The sequence below is a fragment of the Bacillus sp. 0102A genome (assembly GCF_036765155.1).
In the GTDB taxonomy this organism is placed as follows: domain Bacteria; phylum Bacillota; class Bacilli; order Bacillales; family Bacillaceae; genus Bacillus; species Bacillus subtilis_G.
The window spans coordinates 238,425-260,372 of record NZ_JBAIZW010000004.1 but is presented as its reverse complement, the minus strand read 5'-3'; the positions used below and the strand labels follow the sequence as shown (position 1 = coordinate 260,372).

23 protein-coding genes and 2 pseudogenes are annotated in these 21,948 nt (G+C 44.1%); 9 read left to right on the top strand and 16 right to left on the bottom strand.

The window, feature by feature from the left end; translation table 11 throughout:
• Nucleotides 1-7: 7 nt before the first annotated feature.
• The 3 genes from crcB to V6D41_RS11860 are packed head-to-tail and all read right to left on the bottom strand — an operon-like array spanning nucleotide 8 to nucleotide 1,474.
• Nucleotides 8-364, bottom strand: a complete 357-nt coding sequence (gene crcB / locus V6D41_RS11870) for a fluoride efflux transporter CrcB (RefSeq protein ID WP_087991212.1) — start codon at nucleotides 362-364, stop codon at nucleotides 8-10.
• A complete protein-coding gene (locus V6D41_RS11865; protein WP_333518332.1) occupies nucleotides 361-756 on the bottom strand; it encodes a fluoride efflux transporter FluC in 396 nt (131 codons plus the stop codon). Before V6D41_RS11865 ends, crcB begins: the two co-directional genes overlap by 4 nt.
• Complete coding sequence (locus tag V6D41_RS11860) at nucleotides 743-1,474, bottom strand: glycerophosphodiester phosphodiesterase (protein WP_333518331.1); 732 nt, start codon at nucleotides 1,472-1,474, stop codon at nucleotides 743-745. The genes V6D41_RS11865 and V6D41_RS11860 overlap by 14 nt, the downstream gene beginning before the upstream one ends.
• A 233-nt stretch (nucleotides 1,475-1,707) precedes the next feature.
• Between V6D41_RS11860 and V6D41_RS11855 the strand changes: the two genes are divergently transcribed.
• The 3 genes from V6D41_RS11855 (at nucleotide 1,708) to V6D41_RS11845 (ending at nucleotide 3,898) form a co-directional block, all read left to right on the top strand.
• Nucleotides 1,708-1,815 carry a YhdX family protein gene (locus V6D41_RS11855; RefSeq protein WP_003224203.1) on the top strand — a complete coding sequence of 36 codons (108 nt, stop codon included), beginning with the start codon at nucleotides 1,708-1,710 and terminating at the stop codon, nucleotides 1,813-1,815.
• Nucleotides 1,816-1,965: 150 nt separating this feature from the next.
• Nucleotides 1,966-3,081 (top strand): mechanosensitive ion channel family protein, encoded by a 1,116-nt coding sequence (locus tag V6D41_RS11850; protein ID WP_333518330.1) that lies wholly within the window; start codon nucleotides 1,966-1,968, stop codon nucleotides 3,079-3,081.
• A gap of 73 nt (nucleotides 3,082-3,154) precedes the next feature.
• The gene (locus V6D41_RS11845) at nucleotides 3,155-3,898 is read left to right on the top strand and encodes an NAD-dependent protein deacylase (RefSeq protein WP_333518329.1); all 744 of its coding nucleotides are present in this window, start codon (nucleotides 3,155-3,157) and stop codon (nucleotides 3,896-3,898) included.
• A gap of 26 nt (nucleotides 3,899-3,924) precedes the next feature.
• Here the strand turns inward: V6D41_RS11845 and V6D41_RS11840 are convergent, their stop codons facing one another.
• On the bottom strand, nucleotides 3,925-4,773 hold the full coding sequence (locus V6D41_RS11840; RefSeq protein WP_148964126.1) for a polysaccharide deacetylase family protein: 849 nt from the start codon (nucleotides 4,771-4,773) through the stop codon (nucleotides 3,925-3,927).
• A gap of 283 nt (nucleotides 4,774-5,056) precedes the next feature.
• Here V6D41_RS11840 and dat point away from each other — a divergent pair, with 283 nt between their 5' ends.
• Nucleotides 5,057-5,905 carry a D-amino-acid transaminase gene (dat, locus tag V6D41_RS11835; RefSeq protein WP_333518328.1) on the top strand — a complete coding sequence of 283 codons (849 nt, stop codon included), beginning with the start codon at nucleotides 5,057-5,059 and terminating at the stop codon, nucleotides 5,903-5,905.
• 39 nt (nucleotides 5,906-5,944) lie between these two features.
• On the opposite strand, the gene nhaC is transcribed toward dat, so the two are convergent.
• The 4 genes and pseudogenes from nhaC to V6D41_RS11815 form a co-directional block, all read right to left on the bottom strand.
• Nucleotides 5,945-7,306, bottom strand: a complete 1,362-nt coding sequence (gene nhaC / locus V6D41_RS11830) for a Na+/H+ antiporter NhaC (RefSeq protein WP_333518327.1) — start codon at nucleotides 7,304-7,306, stop codon at nucleotides 5,945-5,947.
• A 124-nt stretch (nucleotides 7,307-7,430) separates the two neighbouring features.
• The gene (locus tag V6D41_RS11825; RefSeq protein ID WP_253269155.1) at nucleotides 7,431-7,931 is read right to left on the bottom strand and encodes a universal stress protein; all 501 of its coding nucleotides are present in this window, start codon (nucleotides 7,929-7,931) and stop codon (nucleotides 7,431-7,433) included.
• Nucleotides 7,932-8,396: 465 nt separating this feature from the next.
• The gene (locus V6D41_RS11820; protein WP_333518387.1) at nucleotides 8,397-8,996 is read right to left on the bottom strand and encodes an alpha/beta hydrolase; all 600 of its coding nucleotides are present in this window, start codon (nucleotides 8,994-8,996) and stop codon (nucleotides 8,397-8,399) included.
• 210 nt (nucleotides 8,997-9,206) lie between these two features.
• Nucleotides 9,207-9,389 (bottom strand): annotated as a pseudogene (locus tag V6D41_RS11815) (abhydrolase domain-containing 18); the annotation flags it as partial.
• 101 nt (nucleotides 9,390-9,490) lie between these two features.
• On the opposite strand from V6D41_RS11815, the pseudogene V6D41_RS11810 reads away from it, so the two are divergent.
• A pseudogene (locus V6D41_RS11810) lies at nucleotides 9,491-10,209 on the top strand (ABC transporter ATP-binding protein); the annotation flags it as partial.
• Between the two features lie 86 nt (nucleotides 10,210-10,295).
• Here the strand turns inward: V6D41_RS11810 and V6D41_RS11805 are convergent.
• The 6 genes from V6D41_RS11805 to spaC form a co-directional block, all read right to left on the bottom strand.
• Nucleotides 10,296-10,916: an NAD(P)-dependent oxidoreductase gene (locus V6D41_RS11805; protein ID WP_333518326.1), complete on the bottom strand. Its 621-nt coding sequence runs from the start codon at nucleotides 10,914-10,916 to the stop codon at nucleotides 10,296-10,298.
• Nucleotides 10,917-10,954: 38 nt separating this feature from the next.
• Nucleotides 10,955-11,080 carry a hypothetical protein gene (locus V6D41_RS11800; RefSeq protein ID WP_148964131.1) on the bottom strand — a complete coding sequence of 42 codons (126 nt, stop codon included), beginning with the start codon at nucleotides 11,078-11,080 and terminating at the stop codon, nucleotides 10,955-10,957.
• Nucleotides 11,081-11,184: 104 nt separating this feature from the next.
• Nucleotides 11,185-11,388, bottom strand: a complete 204-nt coding sequence (gene sspB / locus V6D41_RS11795) for a beta type acid-soluble spore protein SspB (RefSeq protein WP_087991221.1) — start codon at nucleotides 11,386-11,388, stop codon at nucleotides 11,185-11,187.
• A 210-nt stretch (nucleotides 11,389-11,598) separates the two neighbouring features.
• The gene (locus V6D41_RS11790; RefSeq protein WP_333518325.1) at nucleotides 11,599-11,817 is read right to left on the bottom strand and encodes a YheE family protein; all 219 of its coding nucleotides are present in this window, start codon (nucleotides 11,815-11,817) and stop codon (nucleotides 11,599-11,601) included.
• Nucleotides 11,818-11,964: 147 nt separating this feature from the next.
• Complete coding sequence (gene yheD / locus V6D41_RS11785; RefSeq protein WP_333518324.1) at nucleotides 11,965-13,326, bottom strand: spore coat associated protein YheD; 1,362 nt, start codon at nucleotides 13,324-13,326, stop codon at nucleotides 11,965-11,967.
• Nucleotides 13,316-14,407: a spore coat associated protein SpaC gene (spaC, locus tag V6D41_RS11780; RefSeq protein WP_333518323.1), complete on the bottom strand. Its 1,092-nt coding sequence runs from the start codon at nucleotides 14,405-14,407 to the stop codon at nucleotides 13,316-13,318. Before spaC ends, yheD begins: the two co-directional genes overlap by 11 nt.
• 266 nt (nucleotides 14,408-14,673) lie before the next feature.
• On the opposite strand from spaC, the gene V6D41_RS11775 reads away from it, so the two are divergent.
• Both V6D41_RS11775 and V6D41_RS11770 read left to right on the top strand, forming a co-directional pair.
• Nucleotides 14,674-15,807, top strand: coding sequence for a DUF445 domain-containing protein (locus tag V6D41_RS11775; RefSeq protein WP_333518322.1), 1,134 nt, complete (start codon nucleotides 14,674-14,676; stop codon nucleotides 15,805-15,807).
• Nucleotides 15,808-15,899: 92 nt separating this feature from the next.
• A complete protein-coding gene (locus V6D41_RS11770) occupies nucleotides 15,900-16,253 on the top strand; it encodes a YlbF family regulator (protein ID WP_087991226.1) in 354 nt (117 codons plus the stop codon).
• A 301-nt stretch (nucleotides 16,254-16,554) separates the two neighbouring features.
• Here the strand turns inward: V6D41_RS11770 and V6D41_RS11765 are convergent, their stop codons facing one another.
• The gene (locus V6D41_RS11765) at nucleotides 16,555-17,628 is read right to left on the bottom strand and encodes a DNA alkylation repair protein (RefSeq protein WP_333518321.1); all 1,074 of its coding nucleotides are present in this window, start codon (nucleotides 17,626-17,628) and stop codon (nucleotides 16,555-16,557) included.
• A gap of 489 nt (nucleotides 17,629-18,117) precedes the next feature.
• On the opposite strand from V6D41_RS11765, the gene V6D41_RS11760 reads away from it, so the two are divergent.
• Complete coding sequence (locus tag V6D41_RS11760; protein ID WP_148964138.1) at nucleotides 18,118-18,984, top strand: Cof-type HAD-IIB family hydrolase; 867 nt, start codon at nucleotides 18,118-18,120, stop codon at nucleotides 18,982-18,984.
• Nucleotides 18,985-19,096: 112 nt separating this feature from the next.
• The gene (locus V6D41_RS11755) at nucleotides 19,097-20,605 is read left to right on the top strand and encodes a coproporphyrinogen III oxidase (RefSeq protein WP_333518320.1); all 1,509 of its coding nucleotides are present in this window, start codon (nucleotides 19,097-19,099) and stop codon (nucleotides 20,603-20,605) included.
• A 122-nt stretch (nucleotides 20,606-20,727) separates the two neighbouring features.
• Here V6D41_RS11755 and khtU read toward each other — a convergent pair whose 3' ends face one another.
• Nucleotides 20,728-21,945 carry a K(+)/H(+) antiporter subunit KhtU gene (khtU, locus tag V6D41_RS11750; protein ID WP_333518319.1) on the bottom strand — a complete coding sequence of 406 codons (1,218 nt, stop codon included), beginning with the start codon at nucleotides 21,943-21,945 and terminating at the stop codon, nucleotides 20,728-20,730.
• Nucleotides 21,946-21,948: the final 3 nt, after the last annotated feature.

Sequence of the window (21,948 nt, the reverse complement as noted above, 5' to 3'; positions counted from 1 at the left end):
AGGTTTTTTACGTTGCAATTGTCCAGCCGCACCAAAACGCCAAAAGCGACCCGCAAAGCGTTAGGGTGATGTACAGAATGCTTTCCATAACGCGTTTGGCCAGCAGGAGCTGAACACTTTCAACGCTGAAAGTGGAAAAGGTCGTAAAGGCGCCAAAAAATCCCGTGCCGATGATGAGGGAGGCCGAAGCATTTGTGACGTGGAGCCCTGTAAACAATCCAAGCCCGAGAGCCCCAAGTATATTGACTGTTAATATGCCAATGGGCAGGCTGGGACCTTTGGTTTTGGCGGTGATGACATTGCCAAGCCAAAAGCGCAGCATCGCGCCAAGGCCGCCCGCTATAAAGATACCCGCCAGTGTCATCTTGCCTGCAGCTCCTTTCTTTGCTGAATGCCTGCTATGACGCGGCCCGCCAGTACGCCAACCAGCGCAAGAACGATTCCTGATATCAATGAGAGTGCCATATATAAAACAGCTAATGAGGGTTGTGCTTGCAAAAGCATCACCGTTTCTTTAGAAAACGTAGACATTGTTGTAAAGCCGCCGCAAAAGCCGGTACCTAAAAAAACCGGCAGCAGAGGCCGTTTTGCCTTGATCATAAAAAAACCGGTCAGAATGCCTAATAGAAGGCTTCCAGCCGCGTTTTCCAGCAAGGTTGCAGCGGGGAACTGATCGGTCTGTATCCACATGTTTAATCCGTATCGGAGGCAGGCGCCAAGCGCGCCTCCGACAAACACCGCGCTATATCTTTTCATGTTTGCCATCCTTTTTGATGAAATCCGGGTAGTCTGTTACGATGCCGTCCACGCCCATGGCTTGTAATTTTGCGGCTGTCTTTTGATTCTTGACAGTCCATGCAAACACTTTTAAGCCGTTTTTATGGCCGGAAGCGATCATCAGCCGGTTGAGACGTGTGTATTTTATATTGACATAGTTTGCGAGAGATTGGCAGGCCTTCAGCTGATATCTGGACAGCATACCAAAATTGGGCCTCATAATGACCGCTGTCGGAAACGATGGATAAAGCTCATGGAACCTCTGGACGGAGCGGAACTGAAAGGATTGGACAATATTGTTGATAGAAAAAGAAAATTGCCCTAACAGCTGTCCCACTTCTTCTTCAATTCCGATTTGAGATGGATGGCCTTTTAATTCAATTAATAGGCCGATTTTTTTGTGGTAGCGCTTGAGCACCTTTTCCAAGGTAGGAATACGCTCTCCCTGAAAAGCAGGGCCGTACCAGCTTCCTGCATCGAGTTTCTGCAATTCCTCCAATGTAAAATCTTTAACAAAACCCGATCCGTTTGTTGTACGGTCAACTCTGTCATCGTGTATCACAACAATCTGCCTGTCTTTTGTAAGCTGGACATCCAGTTCGATCATATCTGCATTCATTTCCGCCGCAAGGTCAAATGCGGCAAACGTATTTTCCGGAGCGTAACCTGATGCTCCGCGATGGGCAATGGTGTACAAGCTAAGTCAGCTCCTCATATGGGCATTTCTGTTATTGTATCAAATCCATATATGCACGGCGATACAAACTGGTGAATTTTTTCTGCCATATCGGAATGGTCCTGGCTGAGAACCGCGTATATCTAAATAAAGACACTTAGCGTATCAGAACATATTTCGTCAGGGAATCAGGCCTTTCGACATATTCACAAAACATTCTGTTACTTTATAATAGCAAAAAAGGAGGCGAGATCATGGGAAAAGGGAGAATCAGAGTGGAGGAAAGAATTAAAGCCGAAACGGATGCTGAAATGCAAAAAGCAACTCTCCTAGATCAGACACAAACGAAAAAAAGTAAGTGACTGTTCCTGTTGAATCTGGCTGAATAGATGAATTGAGAAATGGCCCCGGCGTTCCGCCGGGGTTTTGTGCTGAAATAAGACATTTAGATGAGCATCTTTACGAATCTTTTAGTATAATAAACATTTGATTTAAATAGAAGGGAGACTGTCATGCTAGATTATCTGCAACAATACTTCACACTTGATAAAATGATACAAATCGGCATCAGCTTGGCGATTTTGCTGGTGTTTCTTATACTCAGAAAACTGTTTACAAGATATTTCTTTCAGTTGCTTTTTAATCTCACGAATCGGCGGAAAACAGAAATTTTCAAACAGGTGGTTGTGGCGTTTGAAAAACCGGCCAGATGGTTTTTTGTTGCTTTAGGGCTGTTTTTAGCGATCCGGTATTCACCGTTTTTAGACGAACAAATGCCTGTCATCAGCAACATATACCGCTCGCTGATTGTGGCGCTTTTGTGCTGGGGGCTTTGTAATTTGACCGCAGCGTCTTCGTTTATCTTCCATAAGGTGAATCAGCGCTTTGAGCTGGAGATGGATGACATTCTGGCGCCGTTTTTATCCAAATTGCTTCGTTTTGTCATCATTGCGCTCAGTGTCAGTGTGATCGCTCAGGAATTCAATTATGATGTCAATGGATTCGTGGCGGGCTTAGGTCTTGGGGGACTCGCTTTTGCGCTTGCAGCGAAGGATACCATCAGCAACTTCTTCGGCGGAATCATTATTATTACAGAAAAGCCGTTTACCATCGGTGACTGGGTGGAGACGTCGACGGTAACGGGCTCAGTAGAGGATATTACCTTCCGAAGTACGAGGTTCAGAACCGCACAGGGAGCGCTTGTAACAGTGCCGAACTCTACGCTGTCGATGGAAGCGATCACGAACTGGACAAGAATGACCAAACGCCAGATCACGTTTTCCATCCATGTGTCCTACGCTACGCCGGTTGAGAATCTTGACCGCTCTATTCGTTCTCTCAGAACAATGCTCTTAGAGCACGAGGGCGTTGATAATGAAACGATCATGGTCAACTTTGATACGTTTGCCGACAGCTATTACAATTTATTTTTCAACTTCTATACAAAAACAGCGGTTTGGGCTGAAAATCTCGATATTAGAGAGGATATCAACTATAAAATCATTGAAATCCTTGCCGCAGAGGGTGTCGAGTTTGCATATCCCGGCCAAATGGTTTTTGTGAAGCAAAAGCACCAAAACGATCCGTTCCAAGTGAATGTAAGTAAAGAGGAAAAGGAACGGGCTTAAAAAGGGAAAGACTTCGTCTGACAGAGGCGGAGTCTTTTTCGTGGTAAAATAAGAGAAAAAAGGCGGTGTTAAGTTGGAAGCATTCGAAAACATTTTAAATGAAGCGCAGCGAATTGTCGTGCTGACCGGAGCGGGAATGAGCACAGAATCAGGAATTCCCGACTTTCGTTCGGCAGGAGGCATCTGGACGGAGGATGCCTCAAGAATGGAAGCGATGAGTGTTGATTACTTTTTAAGCCACCCGCGTCAGTTTTGGCCCAAATTCAAAGAATTGTTCCAGATGAAAATGAGCGGCAGCTTTGAACCGAATGAAGGGCACTTGCTTTTGGCTGAGCTGGAGAAGCAAGGGAAGCAGGTCGATATCTTTACGCAAAACATTGACGGCCTTCATAAAAAAGCCGGGAGCAGACATGTGTACGAATTGCATGGGTCTATCCGGACAGCAGCCTGCCCGGCATGCGGAGCGCCATATGATCTCCCTCATTTGCTGGAGCGGGAGGTGCCGGAGTGTACGGCGTCCGGAAAAGATGGTGCCATTTGCAAAACAGTATTAAAAACCGATGTGGTTCTCTTTGGCGATGCCGTCTTGCACTTTGAGACCCTTTATGAAAAGCTGGATCAAGCAGATCTTTTATTGGTCATAGGCACATCTCTCGAAGTCGCTCCGGCAAGATTTGTGCCTGAGGACGCAAGCCGGATTCCCGGCATGAAGAAAGTCATCATTAACCTAGAACCGACGTATTGCGACAGCTTGTTTGACATGGTTATCCATCAAAAAATTGGAGAGTTTGCCCGAAGTTTGGGAATAAAAAAGTGAGGCCGCACTCATGCGCCTCACTTTTTTTATTCGTGCACAGGAACCATTGTGTCCTCTAATACTCCAAAGGAATAGCCTTTTTCTTTTAGTTTATTGATTAATACCGGCAGCGCGTTCACTGTAGCCGGAAGATCATGCATGAGAATCACATATGGCCGGCTTGAATGGCTGTGTTCCATATTCTCCAGCTGCTGTAAGACGGCCGTCACATATGCTGAATTCCGGTATTTCCAGTCCATGCTGTCGATGGTCCAATCCCAGTACACAAAACCGTTTTTCTCAAGATTGCGGATTTGTGAGGAGGTCAATGACGGCTTGCTGCCGTATGGCGTTCTGACAAGATCGGTTTTATATCCTGTAATGTCTTGCAGCGTGTCACGCGCCTCCCGCATTTCTTTTAACGGGGATGTCGGTGTTTGGTAGAATAGTTTATTATTATGGGTGACGCCGTGTAAACCGAGTGCATGGCCTTCCTTTTCTGATCTTTTCACAGCTTGTTTGAATTCATTCATCCGCGGTGACAGCATAAAAAATGTCGCTTTTACATCAGTGCGCTTCAATACGTCGAGCAAGCGGTTTGTATAGGCTGACGGGCCGTCATCGAAGGTTAGGTAAACCGTCTTATCTCCCATGTTCTGTTTCGTCTGCAGATGTTTTATCAGCAGATCGGGGGAGTCGTTTTTCAGCTTCAGGCTTTCCTTCTCATTGCGAAGCTCGCCGTTTGTTGTGACAGTGACTTCCTTTGCTTTCGTTGAGCTGTTGGAATAAACCAACATCACCATAATCAAAAGCAGCACACATAAAACTGCTAAACTTGCAAATTTAAAGGCAAGCGAAACTGCAGAAGGAGAAGCGTCTTCTCTCGTTTGTCGCATAACAATCTCTCCATTGGCATAAAATCTCTACATAACGCTGTACAGCAGGCAGCTTATCAAGATGCATAAGTTTACAACTTATGTATTACGAGTCAAGTATACAGGAATAAAAAAGGGAAGAACATAGAAAAAATGTCGAAATGTCAGATTTTAAGGAAAAAATAAACTCCTTCCCGCTATAGATCTCTTGTTCTTTCTGTTTTTCAGCTCATCCAATATGGTAGAATAAGTGACAATGACAGCTAGAAAAACTTCAGGGAAATCTCGAAAAGGGAGGGCTATTATGAAGGTTTTAGTCAACGGACAGCTGATCGAACGCAGCGAAGCATCAATCGATTTGGAAGATCGCGGTTATCAGTTTGGCGACGGTATTTATGAGGTTATCAGGGTGTACAAAGGGGTATTGTTCGGCTTGCGCGAGCATGCGGAGCGTTTTTTCAGAAGTGCGACTGAAATCGGAATCTCACTCCCGTTCAGTATAGAAGATCTCGAGTGGGATCTGGAAAAGCTTGTTCAGGAGAATGCGGTCAGTGAGGGAGCGGTATACATTCAGACGACAAGAGGTGCGGCGCCGCGAAAGCACCAGTACGAAGCTGGACTTGAGCCGCAGACGACTGCTTACACATTTTCTGTGAAAAAACCGCAGCAAGAACAGGTGTACGGAGTGGCAGCCATTACAGATGAGGATCTTCGCTGGCTGAGGTGTGACATTAAAAGTCTGAATTTACTGTATAATGTCATGGCGAAGCAAAAGGCCTATGAAGCTGGAGCTTTTGAGGCCATTTTAATTAGAGACGGTGTTGTTACGGAAGGTACATCCTCTAACGTTTACGCCGTTATCAACGGGACTGTGCGAACGCACCCGGCTAACCGGCTCATTCTTAATGGCATTACACGGATGAATATTTTAGGGCTGATTGAAAAGAACGGGCTCAAGTTTGATGAGAAGCCTGTCAGTGAGGAAGAGCTGAGACAGGCAGAGGAAATCTTTATCTCGTCAACGACGGCAGAGATTATTCCGGTCGTGACGCTCGATGGGGACTCAATCGGAAACGGCGAACCCGGACCGGTGACAAAACAGCTTCAGGCTGCTTTTCAAGAAAGCATTCAGCAGGCAGCAAGCATTTCGTAATGAAGCATAAAAAAGAGCCCGCTTTGCAAGCGGAGCTCTTTATTTTTTAATAAATCCAACCAAAATTGAGATCATCGGCGATATATAGAGGAAGAATGTAAACGGGATGTAGTCTATGACGGGAACGCCAAGCGCGCTCGCCATAAAGGCTCCGCATACTCCCCAAGGGATCAATGGATTCATTAATGTACCGCCATCCTCTAAGGATCTGGAAAGATATTTTCGCTGGATGTTTTGTTTGTCGTATAAGGTTTTAAATGATTGTCCCGGTATTAATATTGATAAATACTGTTCACCGGTTGCCAAATTGACGCCGATGCTTGAACAGACAGTCGCCGCAATCAGCTGACCTTTCGAGCGGATGCCTTTCATGACACCATCCAATAGTGCGGAAATTAACCCGATTTTCTCCATCAATCCGCCGAGTGCAAAAGCGATCATAATGAGCGAGACTGAGCCCATCATGGATTGCAGTCCGCCTCTGTTGATAATTTTAGCGGCAGCCTCATTGTCTGTTTCGAACGTCGTGCCATGTTGCAAAGCTGTCATAAATGCTTGCATGCTGCTGTCAGGTACAAAGATAGCAGTCAAAATTCCCGAGGAAATAATTCCTGCAGTCAGAACGGGAATCACGGGCACACGCTTAACCGCCAGCAAAACGACTAAGAGCGGTGAAAGAAGCGCCCATGGCGTCACATTTGCTGCATCCTTGATGCCGGTTATGACATGTTGAATATCATCGGTTGAAGCCGTGTCCGCTGATACTGATAAACCGAGAAAGTAAAACAGCACGACGGTGATGAGCAAAGCCGGAATAGTAGTGCCCATCATATGCCGAATGTGTTCAAAGATCGGTATTTCGCCTATGCCGGCGGCAAAATTGGTTGTGTCCGACATCGGCGACATTTTATCACCAAAGCATGCGCCGCATATGACCGCGCCTGCCGTCCATTCAAGCGGAACGCCGGCCGCGCTCGCCACGCCAATCAGTGCGACTCCAATCGTGCTCACAGTTGTCAGGCTTGAGCCGACAAGCGTGCTGATGATCATGCAGGAAAACAAAGCCGTCAAAAGAAGGTGGCTGGGTTCAATAAAGGACAGGACGTAAACTGTTACGGACGGTATTGCGCCGCTGTACATCCAAGCGCCGATTAAGATGCCGATCAGCGCCAGTACGATAATCGGCTGTACGCCGTTCTTGATCCCATCTGTAATCCCTTTTTCTAGGGTCTTCCAGGAAAAACCGAACCATAAACCGGCTGCTGAAAGCATGACAACACATAGAAACAGCGGGATATGCGGTTCTGTATGAAGCAAGAATAAGCAAGAAATAATGATGCCTAACATAAATATAAATAAACCGACGGCTAACGGAAATGTCAGCTTTTTTTGAGAATCCAAAATAACACCCCATATGATCTTTAATGCTTTTGTGCTTTTGGGCACGAAAGCATTATAACAGAAAAAAACGAAAATCTATGTTTTTTCACAATTATGACTTTAAAAAAGCGAGCACTGGGCGTGCTCACTTTACAATCAGGACGGGTATATCCGATTTCGCTGAAAGTTTTTCACTTACACTTCCGAATAATAACTTTTTCAGCTTGTTTTGATCTCTGCTTCCGGTTACGATCATATCAGCAGAAATGCGGTTCGCATACTCGATAATGGATTCAGCCGGATCGCCTTCTACTATATCTATATCCCCATTGGCCTGCTGGTCATTGAGCATCATCCTGGCTTCGGCGATGACTTCTTCCGTACGGTCCTCGTAGATGATTGGCTCAGTTGGTGCGACATCTGATATCAGCGGATCAGGAACACTCGTCATGCCTCCGCCCATATAACTTGCTCCTGCTTCGGGCCTCGGCGGGTCGATGATGGTCTGAGTGTCTTTCATATCATGTGAATGGGCGACGGTAATGGCGGCATCTACGGTTTTAGCAAGATCAATGGCTGTCTGAAGCGCTCTCTTACTATTTTCACTTCCGTCAAACGCAACGATAATACGGTCAGCATGAAACATCATTTTCACCCCTTCAAAAAACGTCTTACAACACAATACCCGGATTTGAGAACCATTAACCTTTTCCTTATCAAGTGAAGATTGATATAATTTGTTATTCTTTTATCAAAAGGTTCTAAGATGACTGCTGGCTCGTCCCAGAATGTCAACATGATAATTTTTTCAAAGCCTTTCTCATTTCATTCCCTAGACAGACAAGTGAAGACCACGTAACTCTTCATTTTCAGATAAAGTAAAATTCATTCATACAACATCAACATCTAAAGAATCATTTTTTTGAGCTTCTTCTTTGATACCGGTCTCTTTTTGAACCAAATCAGATATACATTTCAACTAGACTGAATCATCCTCAATCATCACTCTAATTTTATCCATAACATTCCCCTTGCAAATTGAATGTTTTTACGAGTTTCATAGAATGGAACTCATTAACCAAAGCAACGCAGTGAGTATAAGCATCTTAATCTACCTTTTTATTTGATTTCGAATGAAGGAAAGCGTATCATTTGCCAGTTTTTTGCGACAAAGAACAATACCGGAATGACCACAATTATAGACATATCTTTTGGGTTTCTCCCAACTTTCCCATAAATCATCTGCATCTTTTAAGTCAATATATTGATCATGTTTAGCAGAAATCAGCAGAATGTTATCTTTATTAACTTTCGGCAAGGCTTGGCTAGGATCTGTGATATTCCAATAATTAATTAAATCTTCATAGGTCACACCATTTTGTTCTAATTCTTCTCTTATGAATTTACCTGGGATCGTGTTCCATATCGAATAAGAAAGGCGATTGGCATAAAAGATTGATACCACTGCATCAATTTTAGATTCTAGGGTAGCAATTAGATTAGTAACCCATCCCCCTAAGCTTACTCCCACTATGATAACAGGCCCTTTTTTATTTGCTTTTATCCAGTGAATTAACGCACGTAAATCTACAATGGCCTGTCTTGTCGACTCAATTGTTCGATCAATATTTGCACTTATCATCAATTCGCCACTATACAGTGAATTTTCCGGTTCTCTTTCAAAATGGTATGGAAGAGAATAATAATACATATTCCAGCCTAAACCGTTCATGATACGATTATGAAATATTTTTTTGATCCTATTGTACGAAACCATGCGCCAGCCGTGTACAAAGATGACATTGGGTTGATCTATATCATTTTCATTTAAAAAAACCTCCCCTTTTAAAGTATCATTAACAAGATTCCCAGATTGAATTGAGGATTCATAACTAAATGTTCCAACCCTATAACTTTCTTTAGATTCATTCAAATCAATGGAAACATCAGCTATATTTGCACTGTAAAATTCCTCTCTATTATCTATATCGGCTGTAAAAGCAGCAGAAAAATGTTTATCTTTGCTTCTTTTCCTGTGTAAATCATATAGGGCAAAACGATCTATCATTTCTAAAAAATACACTTTTAAGTCCTCCTTGATTATTAAAAATATGGTGTTTCTCTTTTATGTTTTTATCCCTCAAAGCTGCTTAGGCATTTAAAGCCAGCCGCAGCATTTTTCCTAATTTGGTTGTTTAAACGAGTGAACCAGCGAAGGAGCGCGCGCTTGGACGGGTTGAATTTCGTGATGTGTCATTTGCCTATTAAGATGGTGAAGAGATATTAAAATATATTTCCTTTGCCGCGCAAAAAGGCGAAACCGTAGCCCTCGTCAGTCATACCGGATCAGGAAAAAACTCGATTTTGAATCTGCTGTTTCGTTTTTTATGATCCGCAAAAAGGGGATGTTCTGATTGATGGGAGAAGCATTTACAACATGTCAAGACAGGTACTTAGAGCTCATATGGGCATTGTGCTTCAGGACCCGTACCTATTCTCGGGCACAATCGGTTCTAACGTAAGCCTCGATGATGAAAAAATGACCGAAGAAAAGTCAAAAAAGCACTGAGACAAGTCGGGGCCGAGCCGTTTCTGAAAAAACTTCCGAAAGGCATCGATGAACCCGTGATTGAAAAAGGAAGCAAGCTATCCTTTGGAGAGCGGCAGTTCATTTCTTTCGCAAGAGCTCTGGCCTTTGATCCCGCTATTTTGATTTTAGATGAAGCAACGGCGCATATTGATACAGAGACCGTGATCCAGAAGGCGCTTGATGTCGTCAAACAAGGGCGTTCCACCTTCGTCATCGCCCATCGGCTTTCAACAATCATTAAACGCGGATCAGATTTTTGGTCCTTGATAAAGGAGAAATTGTTGAAAGAGGGAACCATGAGGAATTAATGGCGGTCAAAGGACAATATTATTAAATGTATGAGCTGCAAAAAGGCAAGAAACCTTCCATTGCATAATGCTCACAACCCCAAAACAATCGTGTTTTGGGGTTGTTATGTAGTTAATAAGCCAGTCCGGCACGATATCCGGCATACTCGCCTGTAATGAGCTCATGATATAAAAAATCAGCTGTATCGCCGACCGTAATGCTTGTACCGCCCTCCGGCAAAACGTTACGCTCCACACGGTAATCGCCGGTTGCTGCTCGGTCCGGGAGGTAAGTGGGGCAGATGATTGTCCAGTCTAAAGAGGATTCTTTTAGCATTTCGTATACTTTTGCATGCTCCTTGGCTGCTCGGGTTAGCTTTCGTTTCGATTCACTTGTTTCAAACCGGTACTTTCCCGGTTCATATCGGGAATTAAGAATGCCTGCGGTGCCGATCGTAATCACCCGTTTGATATGCTGTTCTTTCATAATGGCGATTATATTTGCCATCGCTACAGACAAGGTATCATCACCATCTGTCCCGAGACAGCTGATTGCGATCTCAGCATCCTTCATCACTTTTTTTACATCTTCCCGGCGGCGCGCATTCCCTATGACGATCCGGTCTTTTGAAAGGGGGAGCTCAGCATGATGAGATCTGACCAGAGCGTATATATCAAATTGTTCATCTGCGGCAGCTTGTTTTAAAAAAGCTTGTCCGACACGGCCGCTGGCTCCAAATAAAGCGATTTTCATCAAAAAACCTCCTCGTCCCTCATTATAAAAGGATGTTCTCAGTTTGAACAGCGCGGGAAAGAATACCTGTACAAATAGACAGAACGATGGGAAACATATTCATGAATCATGGATATACTTACAAACTGAACTAGCTCCCAATTCACAACGGCGATGAATGCCACCCTTATTTCCTCCCTTTTTTTCTAGGATATGTGGAGCAGGAAAAAAGGGTGACAATATAAAGAGAGCACGGAAACCGCGCCCTCTATAGCCATATATTGAATTGTTATTGTACGTTGCCGCCCATTTGCTGCTGAGCGAAAGATACTAAACGTTTAGTGATTTCTCCTCCGACAGAACCATTAGCGCGGGAAGTTGTATCCGCTCCAAGGTTAACGCCGAATTCAGAAGCGATTTCTAGTTTCATTTGATCGATAGCCTGAGCTGCGCCAGGAACTACTAATTGGTTTGAAGAGTTTTGGTTAGCCATGTGTAAAATCTCCTTTTTGTTTAGTATGGTTGGGTTAACTGGAGTTGCACCAGTCTGTGGACCCGTCTCGGGTGTCACTGCCGCCTCGGCGTAACCCAATGCTTTGCCGGCTTGTTACTAGTATTATGTTAAAGTGGCCGGATACGCATACGGAAAATTGAGTGGTAAATGTTGAGAAAGCATAAAAAAAGCTTAGCCGTTCAAGCTAAGCTAGTCATAAATATGAAAAAGCATCAGTTGATGTATTTCGTTCATAAGAGCAGGCTCGTCAGCGCGGGCGGGAAACAAATCTCTCCATTCAATTTCACCGCTTTTATGATAGATGCCCTCATAATGGGTTCCTTTATAATAAAACGAAATTCTCCACCCCGGAAGCTTTTCTTTTTGGAACAAAGGTTTCCAGCTGAAATGAGAAATCATGACGGCCACGCTCCTTAACATTGATATCAATTGACCTGATGACGAACGAATTATTTTCATTGTATCACTGTTTTAGAACATCATTAAGGTCTTTGTGATGCAGTTTGTCCCAGCGATGGATAAAGATAAGCCCGCTTTATCAAAAAAGCGGACAGATTACGAAGGCCATAGCGCTTCAGGGGAGGTAATCGCCTTCTCGGATAAATATGACGCGTATTCAAAGCTTCTTCGTTTTGTCAGAGAATCAACATGATGCAAATTCGGATGAGAAAAAATACTGCGGCCCGGACGCGAATTCGCTTCAAACATCCATACTTTACCGCTTTGATCAATGCCAAAATCGAAACCGATCTCCCCGATAAACCCCTCGATATGATCGTGAAGCACATGGCTTGCCGTCAGTGCGGCCGCGGAAAGCTTTTTAATGACCTCAATTCTTTCAGCGGGAACATCGTATACTTCTGCAAGTGTTTTTACGATTCCGCCATTAGATAGATGTGTTGTAATGCTGTTTTCTCCGGAAATTTTTACTGCTATTGCAGTCACTGTCCATTTCCCTTGTCTATTTTTATTGGTATGGACACGGAAATCCGCTGGTTTGCCTTGAAATTCAATCAGATCTACACCTTGCTGAATGAGAAAGTCAGACAGGTCGTGCTGTTTTTGAAATTCTGCCAGAAATGAGGCGGCGTCGGAATAATCGATAGAAGAAAATGTTTTGGCGTCATTCGTATGTTTCACCGTCAGGCCATCGTCTGTTTTTGTCAGCTGGTAAATGCCGGTGCCGAGTGCTCCGTTCGCCGGTTTGATATAGACTTTTTTGTATGCATCACAGAGCTCATCAATCCGCTCCTCAGATGGTGTAAGCTCGGATTTCGGCAAAAAAGGGGCTGTTCTCGGATCTTTTTCGAGCAATTGATGAACACTCCATTTATTAAAAAATGTTTTATTAAACCATGGAATTTGATATTCATCGATCAGTCTCTTTTTTGTATGCTGCAAGAGAAGTGAATCTTCAATTTTTCGGTTTGGCAAACGGTCATAAACGACGTTCGGCAGCGGGACGATTTTTTTCTCCCAGCCATTTTCCCTGTAAAGGAGCCCCTCAATCGTGCCTTCCTCCCAATTGATTTGGTGAGCGCCAAAAACGAAGCAGTAGCCTCCCGCTTGCTCGTGTAATGTGACAAGCTTAGAAAAAAAGAGGGAACGATCTTTAAAAGGGCGTTCAAGAGATACGGTAAACCCCGCCGTAAAAATGCCGATTAACGGCCCGATATGTACCGTATGATCATGAATCAGAATGTCAGCCCTGCTTCGATGGGGAAGAAAAAGCTCGTGAAATAGATTTTCAGAGAGAAGTACGGTTTGTTCTAAATGCCGCTTGTAAGAAACGTGGCATCTGACAACCTTCGTCCCGAACGCGGCATGCAAGAGACCGTCTCGCTTCAGCGAAGAGGGCAAAAACAAGGTATTTTCACTCGTTTTGTCTATGCCGATCAAAAACCGTTTATGATTCACGCGGAAGAACTCCTTTCTGGCGTTGCTCAGAAAACAGATATTGGCAGCGCTTTAGGGGACAAGTGTACAGCTGATCTTTTTGCTCGGGAGAGACACGCAGAATTGACTTCCTGCCTGGTTTGGAATTAATATCCAATATCCAGATTCTCCCGTCCTTCGCAAGGCATATATCGAGACCAAGTTCAAACAGCGGCCCATAGCGCTCGTCAAGATAATACGGAACCGACTGGGTAATCGAGAACACGTCATCAAGTAAGACTACTTGCTGCTTTTTCGGTATATTTTCAAACCAAGAATCGAATGTCAGCGCATCAGACCCGCCTGACAAATTGGCCAGCAGCCCGTGTTTGTATCCGCGTCTCACGGCCTTTCCGACTGTATTCCATTCACCTGCTTCGTTTTTTTCCATGAACAGGCGAATATCACACGGGTATTGTTCTTTATCTTGAATATTTAAATAAGGCTGAAGCAAATAGTGATGCTGAAGCACTTTTTTGCACCATGTTTTAAAAGAAGCATGGTTGGAAAAGGTTTTTGTCTGCTTATCCTTTCCGATGTGATACGTGGCGGTTATGTTTTTCTTACCGAGATCCAATAGAATAACGCCTCTGCCTCCTGCGCCGAACGCCGGTTTTAAGATGCAGGCTTTTTCCTTGGATAAAAAGGAATGGATTTGTTCATAGCGGCTTACTTTCATCGTCTCCGGAATATAAGGATTGATCACAGCGTGCTGCTGCAAATCATGAAGGACGGTCCATTTATCCGGAAGACCCCGCCCGATGAATTCCGTTTTCGGATATTTTTTGAGCCACTCAACAATCGGCTTCGCTTTTTGGGATTGTGAATCCTTTCCATAAAAACAGCGGTCATAAATATAATCTGGAATCGCCAATTCAGTTTCGTTCCAAGTGCCGCTGGCCGAATGATAGACCGATGCTTTGACACGCAAGGTGTCAGGTGAAATATCAAACGGTGTAAAGCGGATGAATCGTATGCCGAATTCGGGTGCTCTTTCGGCCAGTTCTGCGGAATAATCCGCTTCATGCTGGCGGGATAAGGACATAAAACCGAGTGTTATCATGATGAGACTCCCCCTTTTATTCAAAAGCTGCCGGCGGGTGTCAGCAGCTTTACGGTAAAAACATTCAGGACGAACGCAGCTGACGGTATTCTACTTTACAGATTACGATTCTTCACCTTGCCCTATTCCAGATGTACAAGCTGATTTTCTGACAACATGAATTAGTCTCCTCGTTTGCTAAGTGATTGCATCAGCCTCTATAATACGAATAGGTACATGATCTATTTGAAAAAAGATGAAGCACAGATGGAGGAAGATGAATAGGAATGGGTATTGCAGGAACCTTTATTTTTATGATTGTGATCGGCGCTGTCATTGGCGCAGTGACCAATCATTTAGCGATTCAAATGCTATTTAGGCCATATAAAGCGTACTATTTGTTTGGGAAACGAGTTCCTTTTACCCCCGGACTGATTCCGAGAAGACGGGATGAACTCGCAAAACAAATGGGACTGATGGTCGTCAATCATCTCTTAACCCCTGCGGGTATTAAAAAGCGGCTCGCCTCCGATACAGCCAAAAAACAGGCTCTTCAAGTTGGGGAACAGCTGATTCAAAAGCTGTCACTTTCTAAAATGACAGTAAAAGAAGCGCTTGAAAAAGCCGGGGTTAAGCGTCCCGATGAAGCGGCAGACGCATGGATCAGCAGCTGGACGGATGATAAGCTGAATGAGCTTTTCCGCCAATACGAGCACCAATCATTAAAAGAGCTGGTGCCTTTGGAAGTGCAGGAAAAGCTTGAGGAAAAGATTCCGATGATTTCAGGATATATATTGTCACGCGGTGTTCATTATTTTGAAAGTGATGAAGGGAAAATCCGTCTCGGCAATATGATTGATGACTTTTTAAAAGAGCGCGGCATGCTTGGAAGCATGGTGCAAATGTTTCTAGGCAATACAAGCCTTGCAGATCGCGTACTTCCGGAGCTTCTCAAGTTTTTACGGAATGAGGAGACAAAAAAACTGCTTTCTGATCTCTTGAAAAACGAATGGGGCAAGCTGAGGGAGTATACGTTTCATGAAGCAGACGAAAAGTGGAATGCCAAAGCGCTCATTTTCAGCCTGAAACGAAGAGTGCTGCAAACATTTTCGACGGCTCCTTTCTTCGACAATACGATTGGCACCCTTACCCTCCGTTATGAATCTGAGCTGACCCAGCAAATGCTGCCAGCACTGTTAGATCAATTGCTTGAAGGGGTTTCGGCCAATCTTGAAAGTGTCTTAAAACGGATGCGCCTGGAGGAAATCGTTAAGGAGCAGGTGGACCAGTTCCCGGTGCAACGTCTTGAAGAAATGGTCCTGTCCATTTCAAAAAAAGAATTTAAAATGATTACCTATTTGGGAGGCCTTCTAGGTGGAATCATAGGTGCGGTTCAGGCATTGTTTGTCACCCTTTTTTAAGAAGAAATGATTGTTGATTAATGAAAGGTACTCCATAGTCTGTTATAGTGGAGTGGTATGTCAAACGGCAACGATGAAAGGAGCTATTCACAATGGCTAGTAATTTTTATGATGTAGCGTATGAACTGGAAAAGTCATTACGCGGGAGCGAAGAGTTCACCCGTTTAAAAAACCTTTATGATGAAGTAAACGCAGATGAATCTGCAAAAAGCATGTTCGAAAACTTCCGTGATGTGCAGCTTAGACTCCAGCAAAAGCAAATGGCAGGAGAAGAAATTACAGAAGAAGAAGTGACGCAGGCTCAAAAAACAGTTGCGCTTGTACAGCAGCACGAAAAAATTTCTCAGCTGATGGAAGCGGAGCAGCGCATGAGCGTGCTGATCGGTGAATTAAACAAAATCATTATGAAGCCTTTAGAAGAGCTATACGGCAGTGTCGAAGGCTAATCGGCAAAATCCCTTCTTGGAAAAGAAGGAATTTCAGCGTGTCGACAAACCCTCGCATTCGTTGTCAAGGCTGCGCTTCGGTACTCAATACGGAGTGGAACGGCGGCTTAATTCTCAGGCGTCCTGCCTAAACACCGCCGTCATCACATCCTGTGAAAGTCGCTCCGATGCTCGCCTTTCCTAGACTTCAAGGGTTTGCAATCACGCTGAAAAGATGACAAAATCCTAAAACGAAAACCGTTTTAGGATTTTGTCAACAATCTGAAATCCCTTCTTGGAAAAGAAGGGATTTTTTATTCATTCAGCAAACTTGGAAATTCAATGAATCTTTTACTTCTCCATTGATGATCACTGATAATGTATGGATTCCTTTGTAATGCTTTCTGGTTGTCAGATCCTTAAAGGATTGAATTCTTGTGTATGACTTAGTTTCATTTTTTCGTATATTTGTTTCTGAAATTTTAAATACTTTTTGATGACGCTGACCCCTTGCTTTTATAAAATCAATTGCATACTCAATTCTTACTTTTTGATCCCTTTCTGAATGAATATAGAAAGAGAATTCGAGGTTTTCTCCAATGGGTATACGGCTGGATTGGCATGTTAAATCATGTAATTGGATCGAATCAGCATTTTCATAACCAAAAAGCTGTAAGGCCTGTTTATCGCCCTTTTTTAATAAGGTTCGATAGGCGTGTTTGATGATCCAATCGGTGTAGGGGTGTGTTCCGTGCCATTGATCTGCGATTTTTTTCAGCAAATGAGGATGCGTTTTTGATATATCATTAAGGCTGTTGGCCACGCTTTTCCTTACATACAAGGACTCGTCCTGCATCAGTTTCTCAAGGATCGGCAGAACGGGGGAAGGGTCCGATTTTAAAGCGGGTATCGATTTTCCCCATGGCAGGCGGGGCCTGCTTCCTTCGCTCGCAAGTCTTCTCACGTGTTCATTTTCATGCTCAGACCATGCAAGCAATTGTGCGATCATTTTTTCTTGATCTAAAAGCAAAAAAGGCCTCACAGCAAATTCTGAGGTAGAATAGTGTGTAAAGTATTCCAACGCCTTTATAGATTCTTCCCAATGCGCTAACCCGTACTGTTCCACATAATCAGGAAATAGAATTCCGCTGAGTCCTTTGAAATGAGGGGCTGCATTCCGTAAAATTGCGAGCGCTTCACCGTAATGTTTTGGAAGCGTTTCGTATAAGGAAGCTGTAATGCGGCGCATCCGCTCTTTTAAAGCGAGTTCAGGCCAGTCTTCCTGAAGCAATTGTTCTTCGAATTTGTCTTTGTTAAAATCAGGATAGGAATCCATTATACGATGTATCAATTGAAATATCAGTTCTTCATTATATATTTCTTTTAAATCAGCCATCTGATCACCGCTTTTTTGTTTATTATATATATTATATGGGAATGTATGTTCCGAATCAAGTGTTCGATTCCAAAAAATAACAATAAATCCTACCTCAGGAATACAACATTTGGTTGATTTTTTTAGTTAAAAAAACCCTTGTCATTGGCAAAGAAAACTGAGATAATAGCATTGAAAGCGCCTACACTTACCTGGTTTCAATTGGATACGGTCGCATATCATGCCGTTATAAAGAGGGGATAAGCAACAGAGAGAGTAAGTGTTCGGAGCGCGTCATTGGTCAAACAAGGGGTTCCTGATACATGATTTTTCGTAAATCGAAATAACGATATTAGGGAGAATGGCAGCTTCGATCGTATCCTATCATCTTGCCATACATAAAGTCTGCTGAGTCAGGCTTTTTTTGCTTGGCAGAAAAGGTTGTTCTAAACACAGAGACAGGGTCATATCCTATACACAAGTACAGTCATCAAGGAGGGGGACATCTCTGTGTCAAAACAATTGCTTGCCTTAAACATAGATGGAGCGCTGCTTCGGTCTAGCGGGAAGATTCATCAGGCAACGAAAGACGCGATTGAATATGTAAAGAAAAAAGGGATTTACGTCACACTTGTGACGAACCGCCATTTTCGTTCAGCGCAGAAAATAGCGAAATCGCTTAAGTTGGATGCCAAGCTGATCACCCATAGCGGAGCATATATCGCTGAGAAAATAGACGCCCCGTTTTTTGAAAAAAGAATTTCTGACGACCATACCTTTAATATTGTTCAAGTGCTGGAGAGCTATCAATGCAATATTCGGCTTCTTCACGAGAAGTATTCCATCGGAAACAAGAAAAAGGTGAATTCAAATTTATTGGGGAAAGCACTCATTCATCCGTCTGATCCGATCTTTTATCCAGTCCAGTTTGTAGAATCATTAAGCGATCTTCTCATGGATGAGCCGGTGAGTGCGCCTGTCATCGAGGTGTACACGGAGCACGACATTCAGCTTGACATTACAGAAACGATTACGAAAGCCTTCTCTGCGGTTGACGTTATTCGCGTAAACGATGAGAAGCTGAATATCGTCCCGAAAGGTGTCTCGAAGGAAGCGGGTCTGGCCCTCGTCGCTTCAGAGCTGGGCTTGACTATGGAAGATGTGGTGGCCATCGGGCATCAGTATGACGATCTCCCGATGATTGAACTTGCCGGTCTTGGGGTAGCGATGGGAAACGCCGCTCCGGAGATCAAGAGAAAGGCTGATTGGGTCACAAGGTCCAATGACGAGCAGGGTGTCGCTTACATGATGAAGGAATATTTCCGAATGCAGCAGCGAAAAGGATTTCTTGATAAGTTCCACATGAAACGTGTGTAAATAAAGCCGCTCGCGCCCTGACAGGTGCGGCGGCTTTTTTGCCGGATTGATTTTAGCGGTCTATTTCTGTAAACTAAAGAAAGTTTTGAATCTGATAAATTAGGTGATGAAGTTGCAAATTAAAATAGAAGGCATACATGATGACCGCCTGCATCGGCCTCTGCAAAATATTGCAAATTTGTTTTATGAAGAGTGCGAGCTTGTGTACGGCGGAGAGGAGCCCGCAGGTTTTGTTATTTCGTTAGACTGCTTACAAACGGATGAGCATGTGACGGTTTCGGGAGAGGTGAAGGGAACTGGCCTAACGGAACAGCATACAAAATCTTTTTCTTCAGGCATGAATGAAAAAGAAGCTTTCAAGCAAGTGAAAAACACGATTTCTTATGTGTATCTCAATCTTCTTCAAGCGCACACGGGCATCACGCAAAAGTGGGGAATCCTCACAGGAATCCGGCCAACAAAGCTGCTTCATAAAAAGCTGCAAAGCGGAATGCCGAAGGAGCAAGCACACGCTGAATTGAAAAAAGACTATTTAATTCATGATGAGAAAATCCAGTTAATGCAGGATATTGTTGACCGGCAACTGGCGGCAGTGCCGGATTTGTATCAAGTAAAGGATGAAGTCAGTATTTATATCGGCATTCCGTTCTGCCCGACAAAATGCGCGTATTGCACATTCCCTGCGTACGCCATCCAAGGGCAAGCGGGCAGAGTCGGTTCATTTTTATGGGGGCTGCATTACGAAATGCAGAAAATCGGCGAATGGCTGAAGGAACATGATGTTAAGGTAACAACCATTTACTTTGGCGGCGGGACGCCGACAAGCATTACAGCGGAGGAAATGGATCTGCTGTATGAGGAGATGGTCCGCTCCTTCCCGGATGTGAAAAACATTCGTGAGATTACGGTGGAGGCCGGCCGCCCTGACACGATTACAGAAGAAAAACTTTCCGTTTTAAACAAATATGACATTGACCGAATCAGCATCAACCCGCAATCCTATGAAAATGAAACGCTAAAGGCGATCGGACGGCATCACACGGTTGAAGAGACCATTGAGAAATATCATCTGTCACGCCGGCACGGCATGAATAATATCAACATGGACCTGATTATCGGTTTGCCTGGGGAAGGCGTGAAGGAGTTTAGACACAGCCTTTCAGAAACGGAAAATCTGATGCCGGAATCCCTTACCGTTCATACTCTTTCCTTTAAACGGGCGTCAGAAATGACAAGAAACAAGCATAAGTACAAAGTCGCCGGCAGGGAAGAGGTTTCTCAAATGATGGATGACGCGGTAGTCTGGACGAAAGAGCATGGGTACGTGTCTTATTATTTGTACCGCCAGAAAAACATCCTCGGGAACCTGGAGAATGTCGGATACTCTTTACCGGGACAAGAAAGCATCTACAACATTATGATTATGGAAGAGGTGCAGACGATTATCGGCATCGGCTGCGGCGCGGCAAGTAAATTTATTGACCGGGATACAGGGAAAATCACACACTTTGCCAATCCGAAAGATCCGAAATCGTACAATGAGCGATTTGAGCACTACACGGACGAAAAAATCAACTATTTAGAGCAGACTTTCGCAGGATGCGGTAACAGGGGTGTTTGAGCAGGACGCTTTAGCTTTTAGCCGCTGATCTTTTTTACATGAGCACCGATGCGCAGGTCTGACAACGAATGCGAGGGTTTGTCGACACGATGAAAGCAGCACTGATCACAGTGCTGCTTTTTTTATCCCTGTTTTCTTGCAGGCTGAACCTCTGGCTTCCATTTAAATACCTTGTTCAGCAGGTGGTAGATTCGTTTTGATTCCTTTGTTAAAAGCGGTCCTAAAATCGCCAGAATGAGAACATATAATGCGGCAAACGGCTTTAATGTGGCTGACAGGCCGCCGGCTATCCCGAGATTCGCAACAATAATCGAAAACTCTCCCCGTGATACGATTGTCAGTCCGATATTCGATGACGCCTTATGAGAAAGCCCTGCGCGCCGTCCGGCCGCCATTCCGGCGATAAAGTTTCCGAGAATGGTCAGAATGACTGCTCCTAAAGCAAGCCAAACCGCTTCACCTAGCGAAAACGGATCAATGCTGAGGCCGAAGCTGAAAAAGAACATCGCACCGAAGAAGTCGCGAAACGGAACGACAAGGTGTTCAATCCGGTCGGAATGCTCTGTTTCGGAAAAAACCAAACCGAGCAGCAGCGCGCCGATCGCTTCCGCTACATGAATCGTCTCTGAAAATCCGGCAATAAAAAAGAGCGCGGCGAAAATGACGATAATAAACACTTCATTTGAGCGAATGTCCAACAGCTTATTCAACAGAGGCGGGAGCTTTCTGGCTGCGATAAAAAACAGCAGCATATAACTGAAGGCGATCAAAATGGACAAAAACGCACTCCCGACTGATGTCGCATCACCTAGTACAAGACCGGAAACAACGGACAAATATACGGCAAGGAAAATATCCTCAAACATGATAATACCGAGGATCAGCTCGGTTTCCGGATTGGCCGTTCTTTTTAAATCAACGAGCACTTTTGCGACAATCGCACTTGATGAGATCGTGATGACGCCTGCAAGGACGAGGACTTCCAGAAAAGAAAACCCAGTGATAAACCCGTAAAGCAGCCCGAGGCTGAAATTAATCAAGATATAAATCGTTCCGCCGGCCGCGATTGACTTTCCAGATTTGATTAATTTTCCAACAGAGAATTCGAGTCCGAGATAGAAGAGGAGGAACAGCACGCCCATCCGCCCGAAAAACGCGATGATTTCACTGCTTTCTATAAATGTAAGGTCAATAATCCCCGCTTTCGGAGCGTGGGGTCCAAGCAGCATGCCCAGCACAATCAGAAACGGAATAATCGAAAATTTAATTTTATTGGCGATCACACTGGCAAGCGCCACAAGCACAAGCGCAGTCCCGACTTCAAATACAAGATGATCCATCGG